The organism is Mucilaginibacter jinjuensis (genome assembly GCF_028596025.1).
Classification (GTDB): domain Bacteria; phylum Bacteroidota; class Bacteroidia; order Sphingobacteriales; family Sphingobacteriaceae; genus Mucilaginibacter; species Mucilaginibacter jinjuensis.
Genome location: NZ_CP117167.1, coordinates 1208182 through 1227397, shown reverse-complemented (window position 1 = coordinate 1227397; position 19216 = coordinate 1208182). Strand labels below are relative to the sequence as shown.

The window sequence follows — 19216 nt, the reverse complement described above, 5'->3', positions numbered from 1 at the left end:
CGAATTGCCGTTTCGGTATCTTCCGGTTCGTATGCCTTTTCTTTTTGCCAACTCATAAACAACTGTACACTTGGATCAGCCATTATCAATCTCGTGTTCGCAAGGAAGTGACTATTTTTGAATATTGCTTGCAACACACAATAACTGCATCTAAGGGTACCCCCATTAACAGCTCCTTTTGCTATTAGCAAAGGCTTTAGCCCTAATCACAAAGGCGGCATCTCCAAGCTTCTGACATACCTGTCCAGGGATTGAAAGAAGATTGCAGGTCAAGTGTACTAATGAGCCTGTCCATCGAAGCGGGAAGATCTCTGTCTGTTAGGAGAACTGCCTGTTGCAGCTGTTCATTCATCATATTGACATACCTTAAAGATTTCACATGGCTCTCCAGCCAGTTCTCCCGTTGCTCAGCTTCAGCCAGTGCCTCCTGTAACGTTTCATATAACCCTGTGCTGTCATTAACTTCCATTAGTTATGCTGTTTTTCCTTGTTAGTTGACGCTGCAAAGTTGCTGCAAAATATTACATATTTCGCTTTTACAAAGCCTATTTGGGGCCGGTCAGCTTTACAGTTAACTGCCTTAATCTCTCAAAACCGCATTGAAATTTGCCAAGGTCCAGTAGCAGTCCCGGTGTAATTTTCGATCAATAATTAAGTTTTACAGTATAGAAAAACTGCTTAAAATGAAACCTGCTTGCAATGACAGCTTGGAGGCTTCACTGCTTACCCGTCAAAGTTACAATGGATAAGTTGCTAATACAACAGAGAGCTGCTTAACAGGAGCTAATTAAACGAATAAGCCTCTCAACACCTATTGTCGAGAGGCTAAAATTTATTAACCGACTACACAAGTAATGGCTACTTGATATACGAATATAACTAATTGCATCAATATCATCACAAAGGAACAACCAAAATACTTTGAATTAATCAGTAATTGATGTCCTTAGGAAAGAATTTGGGGAATAAAAATATTCTATCAATGGGCCTGCACAAACTGAATGCACTGATTCTAATTATTAAATAATAAAAGGTTATTAGTTAGGAACAAATACATGATAGTATATGACTAATATTTATAGAATGCCATAGGTTATCGTCCAGCAATAAAATTTTTTTCATGAGACCGCTTTCGTATGGTGGTTAGCTTTAAATAGCTGAAAGCGATAAAGTCGCGCGGAAGAACGTTATAATGGACATCTTCGCAAATCGACCGGAATCAGATCCTCAAATCATACATTTTAAAGTTTAACATCCTAATCCATAAACGAAGTTCTATTTAAGATATTTTACTAATAATTAATTGCACTGCACTTCAGTCAATATAAATAACTCAACTATACAAGTGAAAGACCAGATTGAAAATGTCTCCCTTCTCGGTCAGCTTTGAAGCTGTTACATCCCGGGAATTTTTAAACCGGAATCTTTAATATCCTGTAAGATCGTTTCCTGCAAAGCCAGTTTGGTATCCTGGAAACCATGGGCATTCACCCATACGCTGACGCTGATCACATAACCGTCAGGCTGGATCTCCCCTATGCCGATCCTGCGTTCAGGATTCTTCAGGATATTTTCAGACTTGTCTATGGCTGCATTAATAATCTCTTTTGCCTGTTTAATATCAATATTATTGGGAAACTTAAGGTTGATATCCAATCGCCTGCTGCCATCGCGGCTGATATTGATGATAACTTCATTGGACAACTTACTATTCGGTACAATGACTACACGGTTATCAAAAGTCGTAACGATCGTATAAAATATCTCGATAGAAGTGACCGTCCCTTCTTCGCCTTGCGTGATAATGTTGTCGCCTACCGCAAAGGGTTTTAAAAGCAGGATCAAGATGCCGCTGGCAAAGTTCTGCAGGGTACCGGATAGAGCAAGTCCGACCGCCACGCCAAATGAAGCAATGACCGCGGTAAAAAGCGTAAGCTGGATACCTATGATCTGCATTACACCGATAATCAGCAGCACCCGTAAGGCTACCCCGATCAAGCTTTTTAAAAACGGTGTTACAGAGGGGTCGACTTCCTTGTTGTCCATCTTCTTATGGGATCGGTTCTGGATCCAGCGTATGAATCTTAATCCTGCAATAAGCACAAGCATCCCAATTAAAAAACGGGGACCATAGTTGATTACCCAGGCATAGGTGTGGTCATAAAATTTTTCAATGTTAAAAGTGTTCTTCATAAAAAGATTATTATTAAAATAAACGCGATTGAGTTGAAATCCGCAGCGTCAGAGGCAGAAACAACGCATTTACCGGAAAGTTTACAGATATCCAAAGGCATTGTTTTTTGCACAAACTTGTATCATAAAATAGCGGATCTAATATTCGGTAGATCGACAATAACTACCTATAAAGCTACGCTTGACAACACCGAATTAATAAGAAGGCTGGACAATGACGGCAGTTCGAGTTATACCGTTTAAGATTTTCCGAATTGTTTAGTCGCAGTTTTTTTCCTTTGTATGTGAGATAAAGCTTTGATAGCATTCGCCAAGTCGCCTTAGAAATACATACCGAAAGCTCTCGAAATACTGCTTTAAAATAGTGAGCTTGTTATAATCCTCGCTCAGCCAATTCAATAAATATCAGTCCTGTAAATTGCCAATCAGGTGGAAATGAAAGTCGGTTGGTGTTATGGGTTTGATTACGAAAAACGAGACTTTGTAATAGTGCTCAAATTTTCACAACCTTTGCGCAAAGTAGCTGGAAAGTTTTTAAGTTGTGATGTAAAATAAATCGAATGAAAGTAAGCGACAAAATCCGCGCAAACAAAGCATGGCAGAAGCCGGAGGTAGAAATTATTTCTCAAAATATTTGTGGCGGCGGTCCGGCTCCTTCATTTTATGAAGGGGTTGGCGGTACCATAAGAAGCCAAAACCCACCACATAATAGATATCTTCCAGTGGAAGGAGCTTATGTTAATTATGTGTCTTAATTTAAATAAAACCCCTTAAAGCTTAGGGCTCTAATATTATGCGGATGAAATAAAAATCTCGCTTATACAACCTGTGTGTGTGTGTAACTTTAGTCTTGATGGTTTGGACTTAATTCACATAGCTGAAAAATTGGCACGGGTGCTGAAACTTTTTCAGTCCGAAAATGAAAATTTTTCAGGATTGATATACTGGCACAGAGCTTGTTAGCTCTATTGCAGTTTAATTAATTATTGATCATTTATTTTTTAAAGTAAAACTTAAAGGAGAAAAGGACATGACCTTAGTTAAATTCAATCCTGAAAAAAGAAACGGCTCATTACTGCCAGGCTTTAGTGACGTTTTCGATTCTATTTTCAACGATACTTTTTTTAATGACCGCATGGTGACCCGCGTTCCCGCCGTGAACATCAGCGAGACCGAAAACAACTACCATGTCGAGTTGGCAGCGCCAGGTCTGAAAAAAGAAGATTTCAAAATGACCTTGGAACGTAACCAACTGACTGTCTCGGTAGAACAAAGCACCGATCACCAGGATAGCAAAAAGAACTATAGTAAACGTGAATACAGCTACAGTTCTTTCGTACGTTCCTTTACCTTGCCGGATAGCGCGGACGACAGTAAGATCGACGCCATTTACACCGACGGTGTTTTATGTATTGATATCGCTAAACGCGAAGAAGCGAAGACCGTGCGCAGGCAAATCGAAATTAAATAAGTGTTAATAGTTTGTTTAATACCAAAAGCTCCTGCTGGCAGGGGCTTTTTGAATTTCAACACTTTATGGAAACGCAATTTTACATTTTACTGAGCCTGAAAACGCCGCAGGGCTTTACGAATTACGGACAATATTTTTTAGGTGACTACAACGAGGGGGCGTATCAATTATTTGAGCAGCTTCAAGGCAGTAAGGAACTAAAGCCATCCTGCCTGTTGCATATCGACCTGATGGAAACCGTGAACAAGCTGCCGGTACAGATCAAAACCAAATGCTGTACGCTAGAGGAACTGGGGCTAAATTGTCAATTGATCGCGCGGGAAATCTTTCGTTTAAAGAACCTGGAGGAGATAGAGTGATGGCGAAGCTGGATTTATTCAGGACTTTGATAGTCGCTGGGACGTTAGTACTATTAGTTTGGGATGGTCTGCTATGGTTAACTCAACAAGTACCGCCGTTGACCCACCGTGACTTGTTGCTTACCGGATTCTTGTTATGGTTCGTTACCTTGCTCGTAAATCAAACCCGCGATGACGATTGGGCAGGGCAATGCTAAATCAACGCATTTTTGTATATTTGCAGTGCAGTCTTGCCGCTACCTTCCATCCAGCCTATCCGTGATTACTGCCCCCTATCTGTAACATTAATGGCGAAAACGATCCTCATCATAGAAGACGATAAAGACATTCTGGATATGATGACTTATATCCTTCAGGACGAAGGGCTTAACGTGGTCAGTTCTACGGAAACTGTGCCCGTTAGCTCTGTGCAGGAAATTGCCCCGTCGCTTATTCTGCTGGACAACCGACTGGCGGACGGCTTTGGCCGTGACCTTTGCCTGAAACTGAAAAAAGATCCCGCTACTGTCCAATTCCCTGTTGTTATCGTCTCCGCTGTTCATCAGCTGGCTCATCTCGCCGAAGAAAGCGGTGCCGATGCTTATCTCAAGAAACCATTTGACCTGGAAGATCTGGTCGCTATCGTACGTCGCTTCGTTTAGCTATTTTGCCAGAGCCCGGGATTATCCCGGTAATGGCTCAGTTGCTCCACGAGTTCCGTCACCTCACCGCCGTCCGGCGGATGGATTCCCTTGGGAAAATAATTGAATAATTTTTCCGGAATCTCAAATACCAGATGCCCAATGTAATCGGGATGGTCATTCTCATCTAGCCCGTGCATTTCCTCGTTTTCAAAAATTTCATGTTTCGGCGCCAGGCCGCTTTGCCGGTATATATGATAAGTATGGGTAATGGCCGCATGCCCGTTGAGATGGGCTTGGATATCAGGGATGATCATCAAGGGATGCAGCCCAATAGTTAAATAGATCGGTTGCATAACTTAGCGTGTTCATTTTTTGAGAATAACAGTAAGTGATAAGCTCGGTTTAAAAAATTTAAAAATATAGTCCGTCAGGCAGCCAGCTGCTGCTGCACCTTTTTGACCAGGTAATCGATATCGAAGGGTTTGGCGATAAAATCATTTGGTGCGCCTTCCTGCCGGAGCGACTGCGCCAGGTCGTGCGAAGCGGATATGAGTATCACCGGCAGCGCATGTGTCGCGGTATGTTGTTTCAGCTGGTTGCAGATCACGCGGCCATCCATGTTGCCCAGCATGACATCCATCAGCACCAAGTCCGGGTGAAACTGCTGTATGGTCTGAAAGATTTCTTCTCCTCCCGACAGCGTTGCCACATCATAACCCTTATCCGTTAAAATATACGAGATCACATCCAATATGTCTTCGTCATCATCCAGCACCAGTATTTTCTGCTTCATATCCTTCTCCGTTGGCTATCAGGCAATAAGCAGGCCAAACAACCTGATCCTGTCCCCTTTTAATAAATAAAAACTATGGGAAAGCAACACAAAACCTTGCCGGGTGAAAAACCGGAATTCGAACAGCCGAAAGAAACACCTGAAATAGCGCAGCCAAGCGATCCGAAAGAACCGGAAGTGCCGCAGGAAGACCCGCAGATCATGCAGACGAATACCCGCCTCCTATGGGTTAAGTTCTGATTAAACTAAGTGAGCCTGCCGGTGCCGAATTGGTATGAAGAGGAAAAGCACCCGGGTGCGGGCGATGGCAGCCTGGTTATGAAAAAGTTTGGCGTCGCGTGATCAAAGTTGATATGGCGCTGGCGGAGATTCATTATGGGTCGCCGAAGGAGCTGGAAAATTACCTGAAATGAAATTTAAGCGATATTAAAGAATTTAGGAAAACAGCAGTTAATAGCGCAAATCAAACAATTTGTGGTTCCAGGCGTAATGATAAAAGCATTTAATGATGCAGTATTCATGCACAGGTATAACCAGATCAATAATTTTTTAGAGACTTCGGATTTCTTCTATACCATAGCCATAGGCATGGATGGCGTCTATATTTACGTGAGCCCGAATTATGACCGCAATTTCAGTTTTGGCAAAGGTACGTTGAAAGGGCAGGATTTCTCCGTTACACTGCATCCGCAGGATATCAGGATTTGTGAGGAGGTTGGTCCGATGTGCTTCGGGCATCCCAACCGTTTATTCCCAGCGACTTTGCGTAAACACGATGGTAAAGGCGGATTCGTGGTCACGCAATGGGAAATGCAGGCCATGCTGGATGAACAGGGCCAGCCGCTGGGAATTTTTTGCATAGGTTATAATATCACCGAATTCATCGATACGCGTGAGAAACTTGACCAAGCCGAGACCTCCCTGGATGAGATCAGTTTCATACAATCGCACGGGGTACGTAAACCGCTAGCTAATATTATGGGTATTAGTAAGCTACTGCGCGTAGCGGACGACGATGCAGAAAGGGAGAAGTTAATGAACATGCTGGATACCAGCGCTAATGAGCTTGACCAGGTCATCAAAGAAATTTCGAATAAAGGCGAACATGATTAAGCTTTCTGCTCTAACGGAAGTGTAAAAGCAAAGATAGATCCTTTGCCTGACTCGCTTTCCACCCAAATCCTGCCACCATGTCTTTCAATGATCTCCGCGCTTAGGTATAAGCCTATACCGAAGCCGGAAATGTGCTTCATATCTTGGCTCTGAACACGGTAGTAGCGTTCAAAAATGTGCTTCGCATCTTCCTCGTCGATGCCCATCCCGTCATCCTTTACGCTGACCTGCACCTCGGTTGCTGTGGCTTGGCAGGTCACCTGTATTGTGGGGCTTTTCGAAGAATATTTTATAGCGTTGCTTAATAAGTTGCTAAGTACCGACGCGATCTTATCACGGTCAGCCCGCACTTCCAGTCGGTCACATTCATCAAACTCGATGACATCAGATGAACTGCTTAAATTCGTTTCATCAATTACTCCGCGGATTAGTTCATCGATAGCGAACCGTTGTTTATAGATTAGGATTTTCCCAGACTCCAACCTTGATATATTCAAGAAACCGTTGATCATGGTGCTCATGCGCTTGACGAGGACCCCAGCTCTGTTTATAGCAGTACCTAAGAAAATGTCCTCGTGGCCTTTCAACTTAAGGCCAGCGATCTGGATGATACCGGTCAGTGAGGTCAGCGGCGTTTTCAGTTCGTGGCTGACCATGCCGATAAAGTCGTTCTTGCGCTGTTCGTCTTTTTTTTGTTCGGTGATATCGATCACCACGCCGGAAAATATCGAATGGTTACCTTGTTCGTCCTCGCTGATACGGCCCAGTGATCTTAACCAAACTAGCTCATTGTCATTGAACCGCAGCTGCTGGTAGGTGAAGTCATAATCACCACCACTGGCGATAGCTTCTTCGATCGCATTTAAGATGGCGGACCGGTATTCGTCGGTTACCTGGCCGATCGCTTGCTCATAAGTCATCGGTGCGTTTCCTTTATAACCGAAGATCACCGCCAGGTTTTCGTTATAGGTAAGTGCTTTGGATTCCGGCTGAATAAACCAAGTGCCGATCTTAGCCGCCTCGACGGCGAGCCTTAACTGGTTAGACATCCGTTCGGTTTCCTGCCGCGCATTTACCTGTTCGGTCATTTCCTTCGTAACGCGCGTCAGCAAAGCTTTCGTGTCGCTATTCTGCTGTTCAACCACTTTCAAAGCCCTTGCCGTCAGCACCTGTTCGGTAACATTATTGGCCAGCTGAATAATAAACTCGATCTCGCCGTCTTCGTTTAATACCGGCGTATGGCTGGCATGCCAGTATTTCTCGATAAAGGCACCGGGCCTGTTCTGGTCAGGAACATCGTAGCGAATCACCGGGAGCTGGTGTATCTTTTTGGTGCGCAATACTTCCTGCAACGAAAAGTTAACATTATTCACGCCCTCGATATCGGCTATATTGGGATTATCAGGAAAAGCATCGAAAATATGCCGACCAACGATGGTCTCGCGGGTGGTTTCAGTAGCTTCCAGGTACAGTTCACTGGCGGTGAGAATAAAAAGGTCGACCGACAACACCAGATACTTGTTGGGAGCGCATTCTAAAACCCTTAAGGCATCTTTTGATGGAGACATCGAGATCAGGAATTAGCTGTAAAGGTATTTAAAAGAATCGTTATCTGTAGGGAACACGGAAAATCTAAGTTTTTCCTTTGTTATCCCAGTGATCTTTGATAACTTGGCCCGTCGCATCGATAACAAGGTGCCGGGCAAAACATCCGCCTTTGATCTTGCAGTTGTGGCTATGCTTGTAGAGGAATAATAATAACGGCCTGCCGAACGCATCGGTTTTAAAGTTCAGGTGATAACGGCCCACCTAGCGCTCAATCATGGTATCCGCCGCATAGGTCTGGTTAAGCAGTTCAATATTGCATCACCAAAGCTTCATCCGTTAATAACGAGGAAGTCCAGTGTCCGCTGGTCACGCTCTCCCCTATAAGATTCATCAAGCACCTGCCCGAATACCGGGAAAGTAGCCGGTACGGCATCAAACAAGGTCATGGAAGGCCTTATCCTCAGGTTGTCAGGACTGCCGAATACTTCGAAAGAATCCTTGGTCTCCAGCTGTAAAAGCGCATTACAAATATCCGTTAACAGCAGGCCAAGCGTTTGATCCATCAAAACGGTCGGTCGCCTTCTGTAGATCTTTGATGGCATTATGTTTCGAAATATCGGTCAAGCCTAGCCCGGCGATATACGGAAAGATATACCACATCCAATGACCTCGATTCTTGCCACTTTTGATATCTGCCAGCGCCGTAATCCGTGTTTCTTCATGCTTATTGGAATATTGTCTGAGCTTTTTTAATCGTGGCCGGCAGGTCAATACCTTCGCCAAAACCCTTTAAACAGATCACCTATCTCGTTCAAACGGGCAATGAAATTTTAAAATAATTTTCCAGTTCCCTAGTTGAATTACCCACCTCGCTGATAGCGGTCTTTAGTTCATCAACAGAAAGGTTGATGAACCATTTAGGCCACTTTGGCTTTATATTATCTTCCGTAAGTATATTTTTTTGAGACAATAAAGCCCCTTTCAGGGCTTCAATTGACAATTCATTGAACATTATTTCTTGCCTTCCAGTTTCTTTTCCACCGCAGCACGTTTGTTGCTTCCGGTCGCTTTCTTGGTGGCCTCTACCTTTTGGGGGCTAGTGTCCTCTTTCTTTGCTTCGTATTTAAGCTCGTGTGGTTGTTCTGATACGGAATTACGTTCCACTTTTACGCCTTTCTTTGCCATAGGTTTGATGATATTTAGATGTATCTGATTAACATGCTTTTCAGGAGATAGTTTTAACTCCTAACTAAAGAATTGTCTTTATTGAATATTTTCACAACTAAAAGCGCTGATACGTGTTGTACTACAAAACATCAGCTATGAAAAACCCATTTAACAAAGAAGATCATTCCGGCTTGGTTATCGGCGCTATCGTTGCAGGAGTTCTGGCGGCCGGCACCGGCATCTGGTTCTATTTGCGCGGCAAGAGCGCGGCCAAAGGAGATGCCTACCGCCTGGAACATACGCAGGATTACCTGAAAAAGAAACAGAAGAAAAAGAAAAAGCATAAAACGGGCCTGAACGAATTAGAAGATATCGTACAACATCAGCTGGAACATGATAAAGCATAAAAGTACCTGGAGCTGGCTGCGCAGTCTGGCGGTCGGATATAAGGTTTTGCTGGGTGTTATCATAGCGTTGATCATTTTCCGATTGCTCCTGCCGGGCATCGTCAAACATTATGTCAATACAAAGCTTAATGCGCTACCCGGGTACACCGGTCATGTCGTTGATATTGATATCAGCCTTTATCGCGGCGCTTATGTGATCAAAGGCCTGCTGTTAAAAAAGACAACCGATCCAGCAAAGTTTCCTTTTCTCGCTGTAGAGCGGGCAGACCTTTCCGTGGAATGGCGCGCGTTATTCAAGGGGCGCCTTGTTGGTGAGGTCATCCTCGACCGTCCGGCTGTTCATATCCTGGCTACGGAAGATATCAGCAAAGAGCCGTCGAAGGAAAGCTGGACCCAAACCGTCAAAGCGCTGATGCCCATGATGATCAACCGCCTACAGGTGAACAACGGGAAACTGGCCTATGTTGATCTGAGCAAGAAGCCGGTCGCCGATCTACATATCGATCATATGCAATTAACCGCGCTTAACCTGGCCAATGTGCAGAAAGAAGGTAAACGCCTGCCCTCGCACGTATCGCTGACCGGCACCTCCATCGGCGGCGGCCATTTAAAGGCGGATATGGATGTGAACGCTTTAAAGGACATTCCCGACCTTGACCTTGGCCTCTCGCTGACTGGCACGAACCTGCTCAGCCTAAACCAGTTCTTTGAGGCAAATGCTAAAATGGACGTGGAACGCGGCCGCATCGATATCTTTAGTAAGTTCACGCTAATGGATGGCGAAATGAACGGTTATGTCAAGCCCTTCATCAGTGACCTGAAGATATTGAACGTCAAAAAAGATATTAAGAAAAAAGGCGGCCTGCTGCGGGTTGTGAAAAAAGCCGTGGTTGGCTTGTTCGCTAAAGCTGTAACCAATCCAAAAACCAAGAAGATCGCCACAGTCATACCCATCAAAGGGAATATCAAAGATCCGAAGACCAGCGTTTGGGCTACTTTTGTCGGCATCCTGAAAAATGCTTTTGTGCATGCCTTCCATGAAAGCTTGAGCAACGAGCTGAAATTTCGTCAGCAGGATAATGAGAAAAATTAAGCGGAGCAAGTGGCATTAAGTGATATGTAAATCATCAAAAGGGCTGTCTTAGCATTATTTGCATCTATATCTATGACTTGATTGGACGCCGGTTCAGAAAATACAAAAACTGATCTGCACTGCCTTAATTGGAAGGATGGACTTTTTAGATGAGTATGTGTAATCCCTTCTTCATTGATGCAAACACTACTGTTTGCGACGAAAGCGTTGGACAAGTATTAGAAAGTCAAGACCTGGCGTTGCAAAACCTTTTTATTCCTTTTTCGGACATTTGATTTCATCTTGATACGTCAGGCATCGCCAGCCAGCAAGTGCGGGCCACTTTTCAAAATGGCCTCTACCTGCTCTCTCAATGGATCCGATCCCGATAGTAAAGCCCTGAGCTTTCTCCCGATTACCCGAGCACAAACCGATTTCAAATAATCATTCGGTCCGATATTATATATCGACATTGGTATCAAAATGGTTATCGTAGATATTCCCCCGTACAGGTCGAAATAAACTTGAATGATGTGCCCAATATTGGAAATATCAATTCTTCAAATTTTGCGATTAATGGACTTTTTACATCTACTATTTTTTGGTGTAACACGTCCATATTCCAGATAAAATTGAGTTTTATCATTATATGTATCAAGCTATTTATTAATCCGTTTATTATTCGGTTATTTTAACAAAAGCTGTAACAATTCAGAAGTAGGGTTTTGAAATGTAGATTATTATTGTTTTTTTACTCCTTTGTTCTCAATTGACATGGAAACTAACTCATTAGATTCCGTTGACATCGCGATTTTAATGCCCTTACAACGGAATGGCGAATTAACAAACAAAGAGATCGCGGTTAAAATTTACAAATCCGTCGCGACCATACATGAACGTGTAAGACGATTAAAAGAACAAGGATATATTGTGAAAACAGTGACTATCCTCGACCTGAGGAAAATCAACAAAAGCTCGATCGCTTACAGCCATGTTTTATTAAATGACCATGCCGCCGATACGCTTGACACATTTGAACAAGAAGTCGTTAAATTCCACAAGTCATGGAACGTTACCAAATGACGGGTACTTTCGATTTTATTCTGCGCATAGCAACCAGCGACATGGAAGCTTATCATCTTTGTATCGCAATAAGCTGGCTACGCTTCCCAACATCACTACAGTGCAAAGTTTTTTTGTTCTGTCTGAAACCGGGCATGATACTGCCTATCCGATTTAATAAAAATGATTATTGTGGGAAAAGCTCCAGCAACTTATTCTGAAGATCATTCCCTTTAATATTCACCGCTATGATTTTTCCTTCTTTATCCAGTAAAAAGTTCTGCGGTATAGCTTGGATCCCATACAACTTTGCGACTGCGTTATTCCAGAACTTCAGGTCTGAGACTTGTGTCCAAGTCAACTGATCATGATGTATAGCATTTAGCCAGGACTCTTTTTTTCCGGGCTGATCAAGTGACACGCTCAGTACCGTAAAACCTTTTTTATGAAAGCGACTATACGCTTTCACTACATTGGGATTTTCCTCACGACACGGTATGCACCAGCTGGCCCAAAAGTCGACCAACACGTACTGTCCCCTGAAATCGGAAAGTTTAACCATTTTTCCTGAAGTATCCGGCTGTTCAAAATCCGGCGCTAGTTTGCCGATGGCGGTAATGTTCTTCGCATCGATAGATTTTTGTATATTAAGCGCATAACTCGTTGTTTTGTAAGCTATTACGAGTTCATTATAATAGAGTTGCGCCTTATCTGCCGGCACAACCGTAATCATACTATTCAACAGGTATAGTGCAGTGAACGATTCCGGATGCAACTGGATAAATAAACCTAATCTTTCTACCTGGCCTTTGTTAAATTCAGCATTCAGATCATTATAGTACTGGTTGACCTCCCCATATAGCGGATCTTTCTGATTAAGGTGCTTTGAAAAGTCAGCACCGTATTTTGCAGACAATTTGTCAATAATCTGTTCCCTTGCAGGTGCACTCTCTTTAATAAAAGAAAGATAAAGGTCGTTTTCCTTGTTCCCCGGCACTGTGGAGTTGGTAAATGTTTCCATGTCTGCGTTCAGCTGCACGGTACCCGGTTTTGTTACAATAATGCCGAAAGGGGCATATCCGCCTTTTTTTCTCACTTCATATTTGCTATAAAACATATACCGGCTTGGTTCTTTGTAAGGAACGGTCATTTCAAACCGGCCATTGGCTACCAGGGTTGAATCATGATCGCCTGTAATTTTATTGTATAAAATCACCATCTTACCATTGTAAGCAGTATCTGTTTTACCGCTAAATACGATACTACTGCTTGTTTGAGCGAAGACTGATCCCGCGAATAGTGTAGCAACTGATGCTAATATTAAGTTTTTTGCTTTCATAATGATTAATGGTTAATGAATTACTTTTTCAAGGGTGTGTTCAAGGTCTTCACCGCGAATATTCCTCGCCAAGATGATCCCATCCGGGCCAATCAGATAGTTAGCAGGCACGGCATTGATGTCGTATAATTTGACGACATCATTACCCCGTATTTAAGATCACTGACATGTGTCCAAGTCAGCTGATCTTCATGGATCGTTTTAAGCCACGCGTACCGTTTCCCAGGCTGGTCAAGTGATACACTTAAGACAGTAAAGTCCCTATCTTTATATTTATTGAATGCTTTTACCACATTGAGGTTTTCCTTTCGGCATGGACCACACCAACTTGCCCAAAAATCGAGTAGCACGTATTTGCCACGAAAATCTGTCAGGGATACCGGTTTTCCAAGCGTATCGTTTTGGGTAAAATCTGGTGCTGTCTTCCCTATGCTGGCAATTTTATTCATATTAAAGGTGTATTCCATCGCAGCAGCTATTTTATTGTTTCTAGCTTCAGGCGTTATTTTGGCTAATAAGCCCTTTTTTTCCTCATTACTTAGCTTGCCCGTTAACGGTTCAAAAACATTGTGCATAATATAAACGGAGATCGGGCTATTCGGGTGCTCGTTTATCCAGCCAATTGACATTGCTCTTCTGATCGAGTCCAGTCCGCTTAATTCCGCCGACTTCGTCTTAAGTGTTAACGCATCATTTTTTGAGCGGGCCTTATACCTATCGTTTTTGACACTATCATAAGCAGCGAGCGCAGGTGTACTGTTAATGAGTTGATGGTATTGGTCTAATTCTCGCGCATAAAGACTACCACCAAGTCTGATATGGGTCAGTAAAGAATCTTTGGAATGTATTGTGATTCTTCCTTCGTCCACATACAGGAACATCAGTTTGCCAGACATGACTTTACTGCCCATCATCAACACCAGCTCATTACCACTCCCTTTATCGACATTGAGCCCTATGGTAAATTGTCGCCATCACTCTGCACAAAATTCTCACCTGCGAAATCTGCGGTTAAATGATCCTTATCGTACCAATGATAAAAAATGCGGGTGCCCGGCTTCATCTTTTCTATTTTGCCCTGAATAGTTACATTGTAGGTCTGGGTATATCCTGTCAGGAAAGACAAAAAAAACACAATGCTGACAAGCATCTTTTTAACATGACATTTTAAATAATTCATCAAGCAGGCCCTATTTTTGTCAAGGTGTTGGCTATCTGTTTTCATAGCTGATGTTTATTTGATTACAGAGGCCAGCATTGTGTCGAGTTCTTCTTCATTTCCGCTGAAACGGCCGATAATTTTACCAGCCGGATCAATTAATATCAAGGTTGGCAGGGCCCGGATACCATATCCTTCGTCCAAATCCCTTGGATTCGGGATACCCTTCCTGAACATTTCCATATTTACGCCGCGGAGCGTATGGTGAAACATACCGATGCCATCATGTTCGATAGCATCCATCCACTCTTTAACCCGGTTATCATCATCGCCTATACCGATAACATCAAAATTTTTCGCTTTATATTTTTGGTATAAACCTATCATATGGGGCATGCTTTTACGACAGGGAACACACCAGGTCGCCCAAAAATCCAGCAATACGTATTTACCTTTAAAATCAGCTAAAGCCAAGTCTTTGCCATCTTTATCTTTTACTGTAAACTGAAAGGCCATAGTACCGGGCAAGCCCGCCGTGCGACCTTTAATAGTAGCGGCGAGCCTTTTTCCATCAATACTTTCTTTTATTTCCGGTAAATAATTGTCGTAAAGGCGTTTTAAGGAATCCAGGCTATAACTAGACATAAAATACGTAACCTGGTTAGCCGCCACGTATGAGCCGGGATGGCCAATAAAATATGCGTAATTGATTTTCGCTAATTGTTCTCTTAGGAGAGCTGGTGCCTTCCTTGCATCACCATTCGATAAAGAATCGAGGGCCGATTGAATCGGCCTTGTTTTACTTTTTAAATCATTCCATTCTATTTGAGATTTGGAACCCTTTACGGTAACATAGCCTTGTCGATCTTCCTCTGCGTTAATGGTCATTTCTCCCGGCTCGATATAGACCTTGTTGGTTTTGATCTCCGCCTCTCTTTTGTTCAACTTTTCACCTTTATGCATAAACAACAAATAAGCCATAGTCGGCTGATTAATAGTCCCTGCGATATCAAATTTCCCGTTCTCTGCAGGAATAATTTGTCTGATTATTTTTCCCTGATCATTTATATACAGCATGGAAACTGAATCCAATTTGGGATTAGTAATTTGTCCATGAACTGAAAATGACTTTCCGGCCTGGCCAAAACAAATCGTGGAGAGGGCAGAAAAAAAGGTTATTAATAGATTTCTTATTTTCATGTTTTATTTATTAATGAAGTATTGGTGTTTTGATTAAATCTGCTATTACTTTGACCGCCTGATCCACATAAATATCAGCACTGATTTTGCTAAGCATTTGCTGGTTGCGTACGTTTAACCCGGTGCTGGCAATACCCGGGATTATTACTTCTAATTGTTTACTAACCTGCAGCTTCAGCAAGGCCTCATTCATTTTTGCGACTTGCTGACGCTTATTGTTTAACAATTTAAAACTGGCTATATCCAGTGGAAGGTCAACATCCCGGTTTTTTGTCAGCCAATTGATGTTCCTTTCAAGTGCCTTGAATACAGCGTCTTCTTTGATTCGGTCATCGGCCATCGCTTGTATTTTTTTCAATTCAAAAAATTTTTCCGGTACATACTTTGCTGCCGCTACCGTATCCCAGGGTAAGGCATCGGTATTATCCTCTTCACGGAGCTTCTGGTACCCATAGATATCAGGCAAAACGATGTCGGCTTTAACGCCTTTAAGCTGCGTTGCACCTCCACTCAAGCGATAAAATTTTTGCATTGTGATCTTTAATATACCATTCTGTGTGTTAGCGCCAATGGGAAAAGCGCCTTGTGACGAGCCTTTACCAAAAGTAGAAGCGCTTCCAATAATGACGCCGCGGTGGTCATCTTGTATGGCGGCCGCAAAAATTTCTGAGGCTGAGGCGCTGAGCTCATTAACCATAACAACCAGGGGACCTCTGTAAAGCTGTGATGTTCTTGGATCATCAACCGGAACGGCATTTTCATTTCGATCTTTGGTTTGCACCACCGGACCGGAGCTGACAAAAAGCTTAATCATGCTGACAGCTTCTCTGAAAGAACCCCCGCCATTGTTACGGAGATCCATAACCACCCCGGCAATATCGTTAGCAACTAAAGTTTTCAGCGCGGCCGCTACATCGCGAGCGCAATGCGGCCCGTTTGCGTCTTTAGGATCGTCGTAAAAGCCGGGCAACAGGATATAGCCTATTTTTTTTGTGCCGTCCTCTATTAAAGCGATCCGTACGCGTCCGTCTTCCGGTATGATTTCACCGCGTGTAATGAGCACTGTTTTTAAACTACCGTCCGCTTTTCTAAGCAGTAGTCTGACAGCTGTACCCTTCTCTCCGCGAACCAATTTTGCGATTTCAGCCGGAGGCATAGCGCCTACATCCACCATTTCGCCATTGGCACTTTGACCTACCGCGACGATAATATCACCGATTTGTATCTGGCCGCTCTTTAAGGCCGGACTTCCCGGTTCCATATCGTTAATGTAAACAAAGCCATCCTTTTCCAGCATCCGGGCACCTGTGCCAAAAAACTTATTACTCACCGATTCCTGATAACCCCTGGTATCGGCTGGTGGTAAGTATTCCGAATGCGGGTCCATATAGTTGACTAATGTGCTCACGAACACGGCAAACTGTTTTTCCTCACCCGCCATGGCTTTGAGCCTGGTTAACCTGAGCATTGCATTTTTTGCCGTGGCTTTCCTGGCAATATCCTCCAATTCCGCATTTGAACGCCCGTAAAGTGTATCGCCCTTTTTTGCAGAAGATTGTTGTTCTTGCAATGAAACAAACGCCTGTAAAGTCTGGTATTTCAGGCGCTCACGGCTTTTCTCAATTCTTGCTTTGTCGCTGGCTGGAAATGTCCGGTCAGGAATGGCCGAAAGAGGCTTTTCCTCTTTATTAAAATCAAAAGCAGCCATTAACAATCCGGCGTATTCCTGAATGCACAGGTCAATTTCCCGATTATATATCCGGTTGATACACGGGAGGAAAGAGACTGGCAATACACCATGGATTTCATCATCTATTGTTAACTCATATTTCTTTAAAGAGTCAATATCTTTTTGTAGAAAAAATTCCCTTTTTGCATCGAGCCTGTTGATATACCGCTCCCATACCGCCTTTGAAAAATCATCGTTAATGGTGCGCGGGCTATAATGCCTTATTGCGAGCATCGTGCTGACCTGAGTCAACAATTTTGATTGTGTCGCTAGTGCTACGTTGTCCACATTAGCTGTAACAGCCTGTGCGAAACCGCTAACGCGAAAAATAACTAATAGCAAAACACTCGTTAATCTATTCATGAATATTAACGTTAAATGGTGATCTATAGGCCCATTGTAAGTCTTTATACCTTTCCGCTGATAGACTCTTTATCCCAGAAATTCTATGGGTTATAAACTATACCTGATAAACAATCAGGTATAGCCTATCATAGTGCCGGAAAAGGAGATTAACTTTAATAGTTTTGGGTTAGATTTGGATTATATGCGGTACCACTTTGCGGAAACGGAAATATCCACAACGATGATTCAGGCTTAAGCTGATAGGTCTTACCATTCACTGTCCTCGTAACCGTTTCCTTATAAGCATCTTCCGTATTCCACCTTTTCATGTTCAAATAATTCTTGAATGTGAAAAGAAATTCGGAGTGGGTGGTTTTTTTCAGATATCCTATAGCCTGCGCCTCTGTAGCAGCTGTAAACGGCGTATAGGCACTGGCAATGATGCGCTTTTTCCGGATCATATTAATAATATCTATAGCTCCACTGACATTTTGTGTCCGCGCCAGGCACTCCGCCTTGATAAAATAAGTATCAAGCGTGGTAAGACCTGCGCTGTTATTAGCATAAGGCGCCGTATACCATAACGGGGCACCGGTCACACCGGAAATACCGAAGGACCCGGAAACCGAGGGATAATATGGTTTGACATAATCATTGATGATATTTCCTTTCTCAAAGTAATTTGCCAGCACGTCCGGACTGATGGTATTAAGCGTTGGGGTGCCTTTATAAGATGCATAAAACAAATTATCAGGTGATGTTAGGATTGGCCGGGCGAAGGTCGCTGTGCCAACTGGCGCGAACGTATTATTATCAATAACGGTGCTATTGATCGCTAAACTGGCATTTGCAGCTGCCAATGCGCCGGTATAATTGCGCATTGAAAGTAATACCTGGGCTCTCACCGCATAGGCAAAACCTTGTCCTACACGCATGTTGTTTACAGGAGTAGCAGGAAGGCTGTTTAAAGCAAAGGCTGCGTCAATATCGCCTACGATATTATTATATACGTCAGCCACTGTGCTTTTTTTATTGGGATCACTAATCACATTGTCCTCTTTTACATAGGGAATACCGCCATCAGTTGCTGCTGTCGCTGGATTATAGGCTTTGGAGTAAAAATTAACGAGCAGATAATGCATATATGCCCTGATGATGTACGCTTCTGCTTTCAATTGATTTGCTTTTGTCCGGTCACCACTCGCCACATCGGCGTTCTTAATGACCACATTGGCAACATTATTGATTATGAAATACAGTTTTTCGTACTTGGCATCGGAGGTCGCCAGATTTTTCCTGTCAATAGTTTCATCGTAGGTAATCAAAGCATAGTTGAGATCTTTAGTACCCCCACTTAATAAAGTGGTAACGTTAAGTGCTACCGGATACAAATCGTCAACAAGTTCTTCAGCATCCATCGGGTTAAAACCTTCACCAGCGCTGGTAGTACCCGCCAAACTGGTGGGCGTAGCATTGGAGTTATAACTGAAATTATAATTTAATATCAAATCAAGGTCAGATACCCTGTTCAGTATATTGCTGCCCTTCGGCGTAATTTCGGTGAACTTTGAACACCCTGTTAAGGATAACATTAAGCCACAGATTATAAAACAGCTATGTAATATCTTCTTCATGT

24 protein-coding genes are annotated in these 19216 nt (G+C 43.1%); 10 read left to right on the top strand and 14 right to left on the bottom strand.

The annotated features are described in order from the left end of the window. Positions 1-202: 202 nt before the first annotated feature. Both PQO05_RS05705 and PQO05_RS05700 read right to left on the bottom strand, forming a co-directional pair. A complete protein-coding gene (locus tag PQO05_RS05705) occupies positions 203-469 on the bottom strand; it encodes a hypothetical protein (protein WP_273631718.1) in 267 nt (88 codons plus the stop codon). Positions 470-1395: 926 nt separating this feature from the next. Continuing rightward, positions 1396-2193: a mechanosensitive ion channel family protein gene (locus tag PQO05_RS05700; RefSeq protein WP_273631717.1), complete on the bottom strand. Its 798-nt coding sequence runs from the start codon at positions 2191-2193 to the stop codon at positions 1396-1398. 560 nt (positions 2194-2753) lie between these two features. Here PQO05_RS05700 and PQO05_RS05695 point away from each other — a divergent pair. The 4 genes from PQO05_RS05695 to PQO05_RS05680 all read left to right on the top strand — a co-directional run bounded on the left by PQO05_RS05695 (position 2754) and on the right by PQO05_RS05680 (position 4664). Next, positions 2754-2948 carry a hypothetical protein gene (locus tag PQO05_RS05695; RefSeq protein WP_273631716.1) on the top strand — a complete coding sequence of 65 codons (195 nt, stop codon included), beginning with the start codon at positions 2754-2756 and terminating at the stop codon, positions 2946-2948. Between the two features lie 275 nt (positions 2949-3223). Further along, positions 3224-3664 carry an Hsp20/alpha crystallin family protein gene (locus tag PQO05_RS05690; protein WP_273631715.1) on the top strand — a complete coding sequence of 147 codons (441 nt, stop codon included), beginning with the start codon at positions 3224-3226 and terminating at the stop codon, positions 3662-3664. Between the two features lie 65 nt (positions 3665-3729). After that, the gene (locus tag PQO05_RS05685) at positions 3730-4023 is read left to right on the top strand and encodes a hypothetical protein (RefSeq protein ID WP_273631714.1); all 294 of its coding nucleotides are present in this window, start codon (positions 3730-3732) and stop codon (positions 4021-4023) included. A gap of 287 nt (positions 4024-4310) precedes the next feature. Continuing rightward, positions 4311-4664 carry a response regulator transcription factor gene (locus PQO05_RS05680; RefSeq protein WP_273631713.1) on the top strand — a complete coding sequence of 118 codons (354 nt, stop codon included), beginning with the start codon at positions 4311-4313 and terminating at the stop codon, positions 4662-4664. Here PQO05_RS05680 and PQO05_RS05675 read toward each other — a convergent pair. Together PQO05_RS05675 and PQO05_RS05670 are read right to left on the bottom strand one after the other, a co-directional pair. Further along, positions 4661-4999 (bottom strand): hypothetical protein, encoded by a 339-nt coding sequence (locus PQO05_RS05675; protein ID WP_273631712.1) that lies wholly within the window; start codon positions 4997-4999, stop codon positions 4661-4663. The two genes, PQO05_RS05680 and PQO05_RS05675, sit on opposite strands and share 4 nt — an antisense overlap. 74 nt (positions 5000-5073) lie before the next feature. After that, a complete protein-coding gene (locus PQO05_RS05670) occupies positions 5074-5439 on the bottom strand; it encodes a response regulator (protein WP_273631711.1) in 366 nt (121 codons plus the stop codon). 75 nt (positions 5440-5514) lie between these two features. On the opposite strand from PQO05_RS05670, the gene PQO05_RS05665 reads away from it, so the two are divergent. Together PQO05_RS05665 and PQO05_RS05660 are read left to right on the top strand one after the other, a co-directional pair. Next, positions 5515-5679 (top strand): hypothetical protein, encoded by a 165-nt coding sequence (locus PQO05_RS05665; RefSeq protein ID WP_273631710.1) that lies wholly within the window; start codon positions 5515-5517, stop codon positions 5677-5679. Positions 5680-5958: 279 nt separating this feature from the next. Then, positions 5959-6552, top strand: coding sequence for a hypothetical protein (locus PQO05_RS05660; RefSeq protein ID WP_273631709.1), 594 nt, complete (start codon positions 5959-5961; stop codon positions 6550-6552). Here the strand turns inward: PQO05_RS05660 and PQO05_RS05655 are convergent. The 4 genes from PQO05_RS05655 to PQO05_RS05645 all read right to left on the bottom strand — a co-directional run bounded on the left by PQO05_RS05655 (position 6549) and on the right by PQO05_RS05645 (position 9285). Further along, on the bottom strand, positions 6549-8120 hold the full coding sequence (locus PQO05_RS05655; protein ID WP_273631708.1) for a PAS domain-containing sensor histidine kinase: 1572 nt from the start codon (positions 8118-8120) through the stop codon (positions 6549-6551). The two genes, PQO05_RS05660 and PQO05_RS05655, sit on opposite strands and share 4 nt — an antisense overlap. A 309-nt stretch (positions 8121-8429) precedes the next feature. Beyond that, positions 8430-8702 (bottom strand): DUF1810 family protein, encoded by a 273-nt coding sequence (locus PQO05_RS05650; protein WP_273631706.1) that lies wholly within the window; start codon positions 8700-8702, stop codon positions 8430-8432. Beyond that, positions 8623-8871: a DUF1810 family protein gene (locus PQO05_RS26735; RefSeq protein WP_420490482.1), complete on the bottom strand. Its 249-nt coding sequence runs from the start codon at positions 8869-8871 to the stop codon at positions 8623-8625. The genes PQO05_RS05650 and PQO05_RS26735 overlap by 80 nt, the downstream gene beginning before the upstream one ends. A gap of 240 nt (positions 8872-9111) precedes the next feature. Then, a complete protein-coding gene (locus PQO05_RS05645) occupies positions 9112-9285 on the bottom strand; it encodes a hypothetical protein (RefSeq protein WP_273631705.1) in 174 nt (57 codons plus the stop codon). Between the two features lie 137 nt (positions 9286-9422). On the opposite strand from PQO05_RS05645, the gene PQO05_RS05640 reads away from it, so the two are divergent. The 4 genes from PQO05_RS05640 (at position 9423) to PQO05_RS26730 (ending at position 12029) form a co-directional block, all read left to right on the top strand. Continuing rightward, a complete protein-coding gene (locus PQO05_RS05640; protein ID WP_273631704.1) occupies positions 9423-9674 on the top strand; it encodes a hypothetical protein in 252 nt (83 codons plus the stop codon). Then, positions 9661-10767 (top strand): AsmA family protein, encoded by a 1107-nt coding sequence (locus PQO05_RS05635; RefSeq protein ID WP_273631703.1) that lies wholly within the window; start codon positions 9661-9663, stop codon positions 10765-10767. The genes PQO05_RS05640 and PQO05_RS05635 overlap by 14 nt, the downstream gene beginning before the upstream one ends. Before the next feature lie 753 nt (positions 10768-11520). Beyond that, on the top strand, positions 11521-11829 hold the full coding sequence (locus PQO05_RS05630; RefSeq protein WP_337942806.1) for an Lrp/AsnC family transcriptional regulator: 309 nt from the start codon (positions 11521-11523) through the stop codon (positions 11827-11829). Further along, on the top strand, positions 11811-12029 hold the full coding sequence (locus PQO05_RS26730; RefSeq protein WP_420490418.1) for a hypothetical protein: 219 nt from the start codon (positions 11811-11813) through the stop codon (positions 12027-12029). Before PQO05_RS05630 ends, PQO05_RS26730 begins: the two co-directional genes overlap by 19 nt. On the opposite strand, the gene PQO05_RS05625 is transcribed toward PQO05_RS26730, so the two are convergent. The 6 genes from PQO05_RS05625 to PQO05_RS05600 all read right to left on the bottom strand — a co-directional run bounded on the left by PQO05_RS05625 (position 11996) and on the right by PQO05_RS05600 (position 19214). Further along, on the bottom strand, positions 11996-13147 hold the full coding sequence (locus tag PQO05_RS05625) for a TlpA disulfide reductase family protein (protein ID WP_273631701.1): 1152 nt from the start codon (positions 13145-13147) through the stop codon (positions 11996-11998). The genes PQO05_RS26730 and PQO05_RS05625 overlap by 34 nt on opposite strands. 92 nt (positions 13148-13239) lie before the next feature. Beyond that, positions 13240-14061: a peroxiredoxin family protein gene (locus tag PQO05_RS05620; RefSeq protein ID WP_273631699.1), complete on the bottom strand. Its 822-nt coding sequence runs from the start codon at positions 14059-14061 to the stop codon at positions 13240-13242. Between the two features lie 41 nt (positions 14062-14102). Continuing rightward, entirely contained in the window at positions 14103-14372 is a 270-nt protein-coding gene (locus PQO05_RS05615; protein WP_273631697.1) for a hypothetical protein, read from the bottom strand. Positions 14373-14381: 9 nt separating this feature from the next. After that, on the bottom strand, positions 14382-15506 hold the full coding sequence (locus PQO05_RS05610; RefSeq protein ID WP_273631696.1) for a TlpA disulfide reductase family protein: 1125 nt from the start codon (positions 15504-15506) through the stop codon (positions 14382-14384). A 10-nt stretch (positions 15507-15516) separates the two neighbouring features. Beyond that, a complete protein-coding gene (locus PQO05_RS05605) occupies positions 15517-17598 on the bottom strand; it encodes a carboxy terminal-processing peptidase (protein ID WP_273631695.1) in 2082 nt (693 codons plus the stop codon). A 155-nt stretch (positions 17599-17753) separates the two neighbouring features. Further along, a complete protein-coding gene (locus tag PQO05_RS05600; protein ID WP_273631694.1) occupies positions 17754-19214 on the bottom strand; it encodes a RagB/SusD family nutrient uptake outer membrane protein in 1461 nt (486 codons plus the stop codon). Positions 19215-19216 lie beyond the last annotated feature (2 nt).

Coding starts and splice junctions, on each gene's coding strand:
- PQO05_RS05705 (WP_273631718.1), bottom strand. CDS start 469: ATGGAAGTTAATGACAGCACAGGGTTATATGAAACGTTACAGGAGGCA.
- PQO05_RS05700 (WP_273631717.1), bottom strand. CDS start 2,193: ATGAAGAACACTTTTAACATTGAAAAATTTTATGACCACACCTATGCC.
- PQO05_RS05695 (WP_273631716.1), top strand. CDS start 2,754: ATGAAAGTAAGCGACAAAATCCGCGCAAACAAAGCATGGCAGAAGCCG.
- PQO05_RS05690 (WP_273631715.1), top strand. CDS start 3,224: ATGACCTTAGTTAAATTCAATCCTGAAAAAAGAAACGGCTCATTACTG.
- PQO05_RS05685 (WP_273631714.1), top strand. CDS start 3,730: ATGGAAACGCAATTTTACATTTTACTGAGCCTGAAAACGCCGCAGGGC.
- PQO05_RS05680 (WP_273631713.1), top strand. CDS start 4,311: ATGGCGAAAACGATCCTCATCATAGAAGACGATAAAGACATTCTGGAT.
- PQO05_RS05675 (WP_273631712.1), bottom strand. CDS start 4,999: ATGCAACCGATCTATTTAACTATTGGGCTGCATCCCTTGATGATCATC.
- PQO05_RS05670 (WP_273631711.1), bottom strand. CDS start 5,439: ATGAAGCAGAAAATACTGGTGCTGGATGATGACGAAGACATATTGGAT.
- PQO05_RS05665 (WP_273631710.1), top strand. CDS start 5,515: ATGGGAAAGCAACACAAAACCTTGCCGGGTGAAAAACCGGAATTCGAA.
- PQO05_RS05660 (WP_273631709.1), top strand. CDS start 5,959: ATGCACAGGTATAACCAGATCAATAATTTTTTAGAGACTTCGGATTTC.
- PQO05_RS05655 (WP_273631708.1), bottom strand. CDS start 8,120: ATGTCTCCATCAAAAGATGCCTTAAGGGTTTTAGAATGCGCTCCCAAC.
- PQO05_RS05650 (WP_273631706.1), bottom strand. CDS start 8,702: ATGCCATCAAAGATCTACAGAAGGCGACCGACCGTTTTGATGGATCAA.
- PQO05_RS05645 (WP_273631705.1), bottom strand. CDS start 9,285: ATGGCAAAGAAAGGCGTAAAAGTGGAACGTAATTCCGTATCAGAACAA.
- PQO05_RS05640 (WP_273631704.1), top strand. CDS start 9,423: ATGAAAAACCCATTTAACAAAGAAGATCATTCCGGCTTGGTTATCGGC.
- PQO05_RS05635 (WP_273631703.1), top strand. CDS start 9,661: ATGATAAAGCATAAAAGTACCTGGAGCTGGCTGCGCAGTCTGGCGGTC.
- PQO05_RS05630 (WP_337942806.1), top strand. CDS start 11,521: ATGGAAACTAACTCATTAGATTCCGTTGACATCGCGATTTTAATGCCC.
- PQO05_RS26730 (WP_420490418.1), top strand. CDS start 11,811: ATGGAACGTTACCAAATGACGGGTACTTTCGATTTTATTCTGCGCATA.
- PQO05_RS05625 (WP_273631701.1), bottom strand. CDS start 13,147: ATGAAAGCAAAAAACTTAATATTAGCATCAGTTGCTACACTATTCGCG.
- PQO05_RS05620 (WP_273631699.1), bottom strand. CDS start 14,061: ATGATGGGCAGTAAAGTCATGTCTGGCAAACTGATGTTCCTGTATGTG.
- PQO05_RS05615 (WP_273631697.1), bottom strand. CDS start 14,372: ATGAAAACAGATAGCCAACACCTTGACAAAAATAGGGCCTGCTTGATG.
- PQO05_RS05610 (WP_273631696.1), bottom strand. CDS start 15,506: ATGAAAATAAGAAATCTATTAATAACCTTTTTTTCTGCCCTCTCCACG.
- PQO05_RS05605 (WP_273631695.1), bottom strand. CDS start 17,598: ATGAATAGATTAACGAGTGTTTTGCTATTAGTTATTTTTCGCGTTAGC.
- PQO05_RS05600 (WP_273631694.1), bottom strand. CDS start 19,214: ATGAAGAAGATATTACATAGCTGTTTTATAATCTGTGGCTTAATGTTA.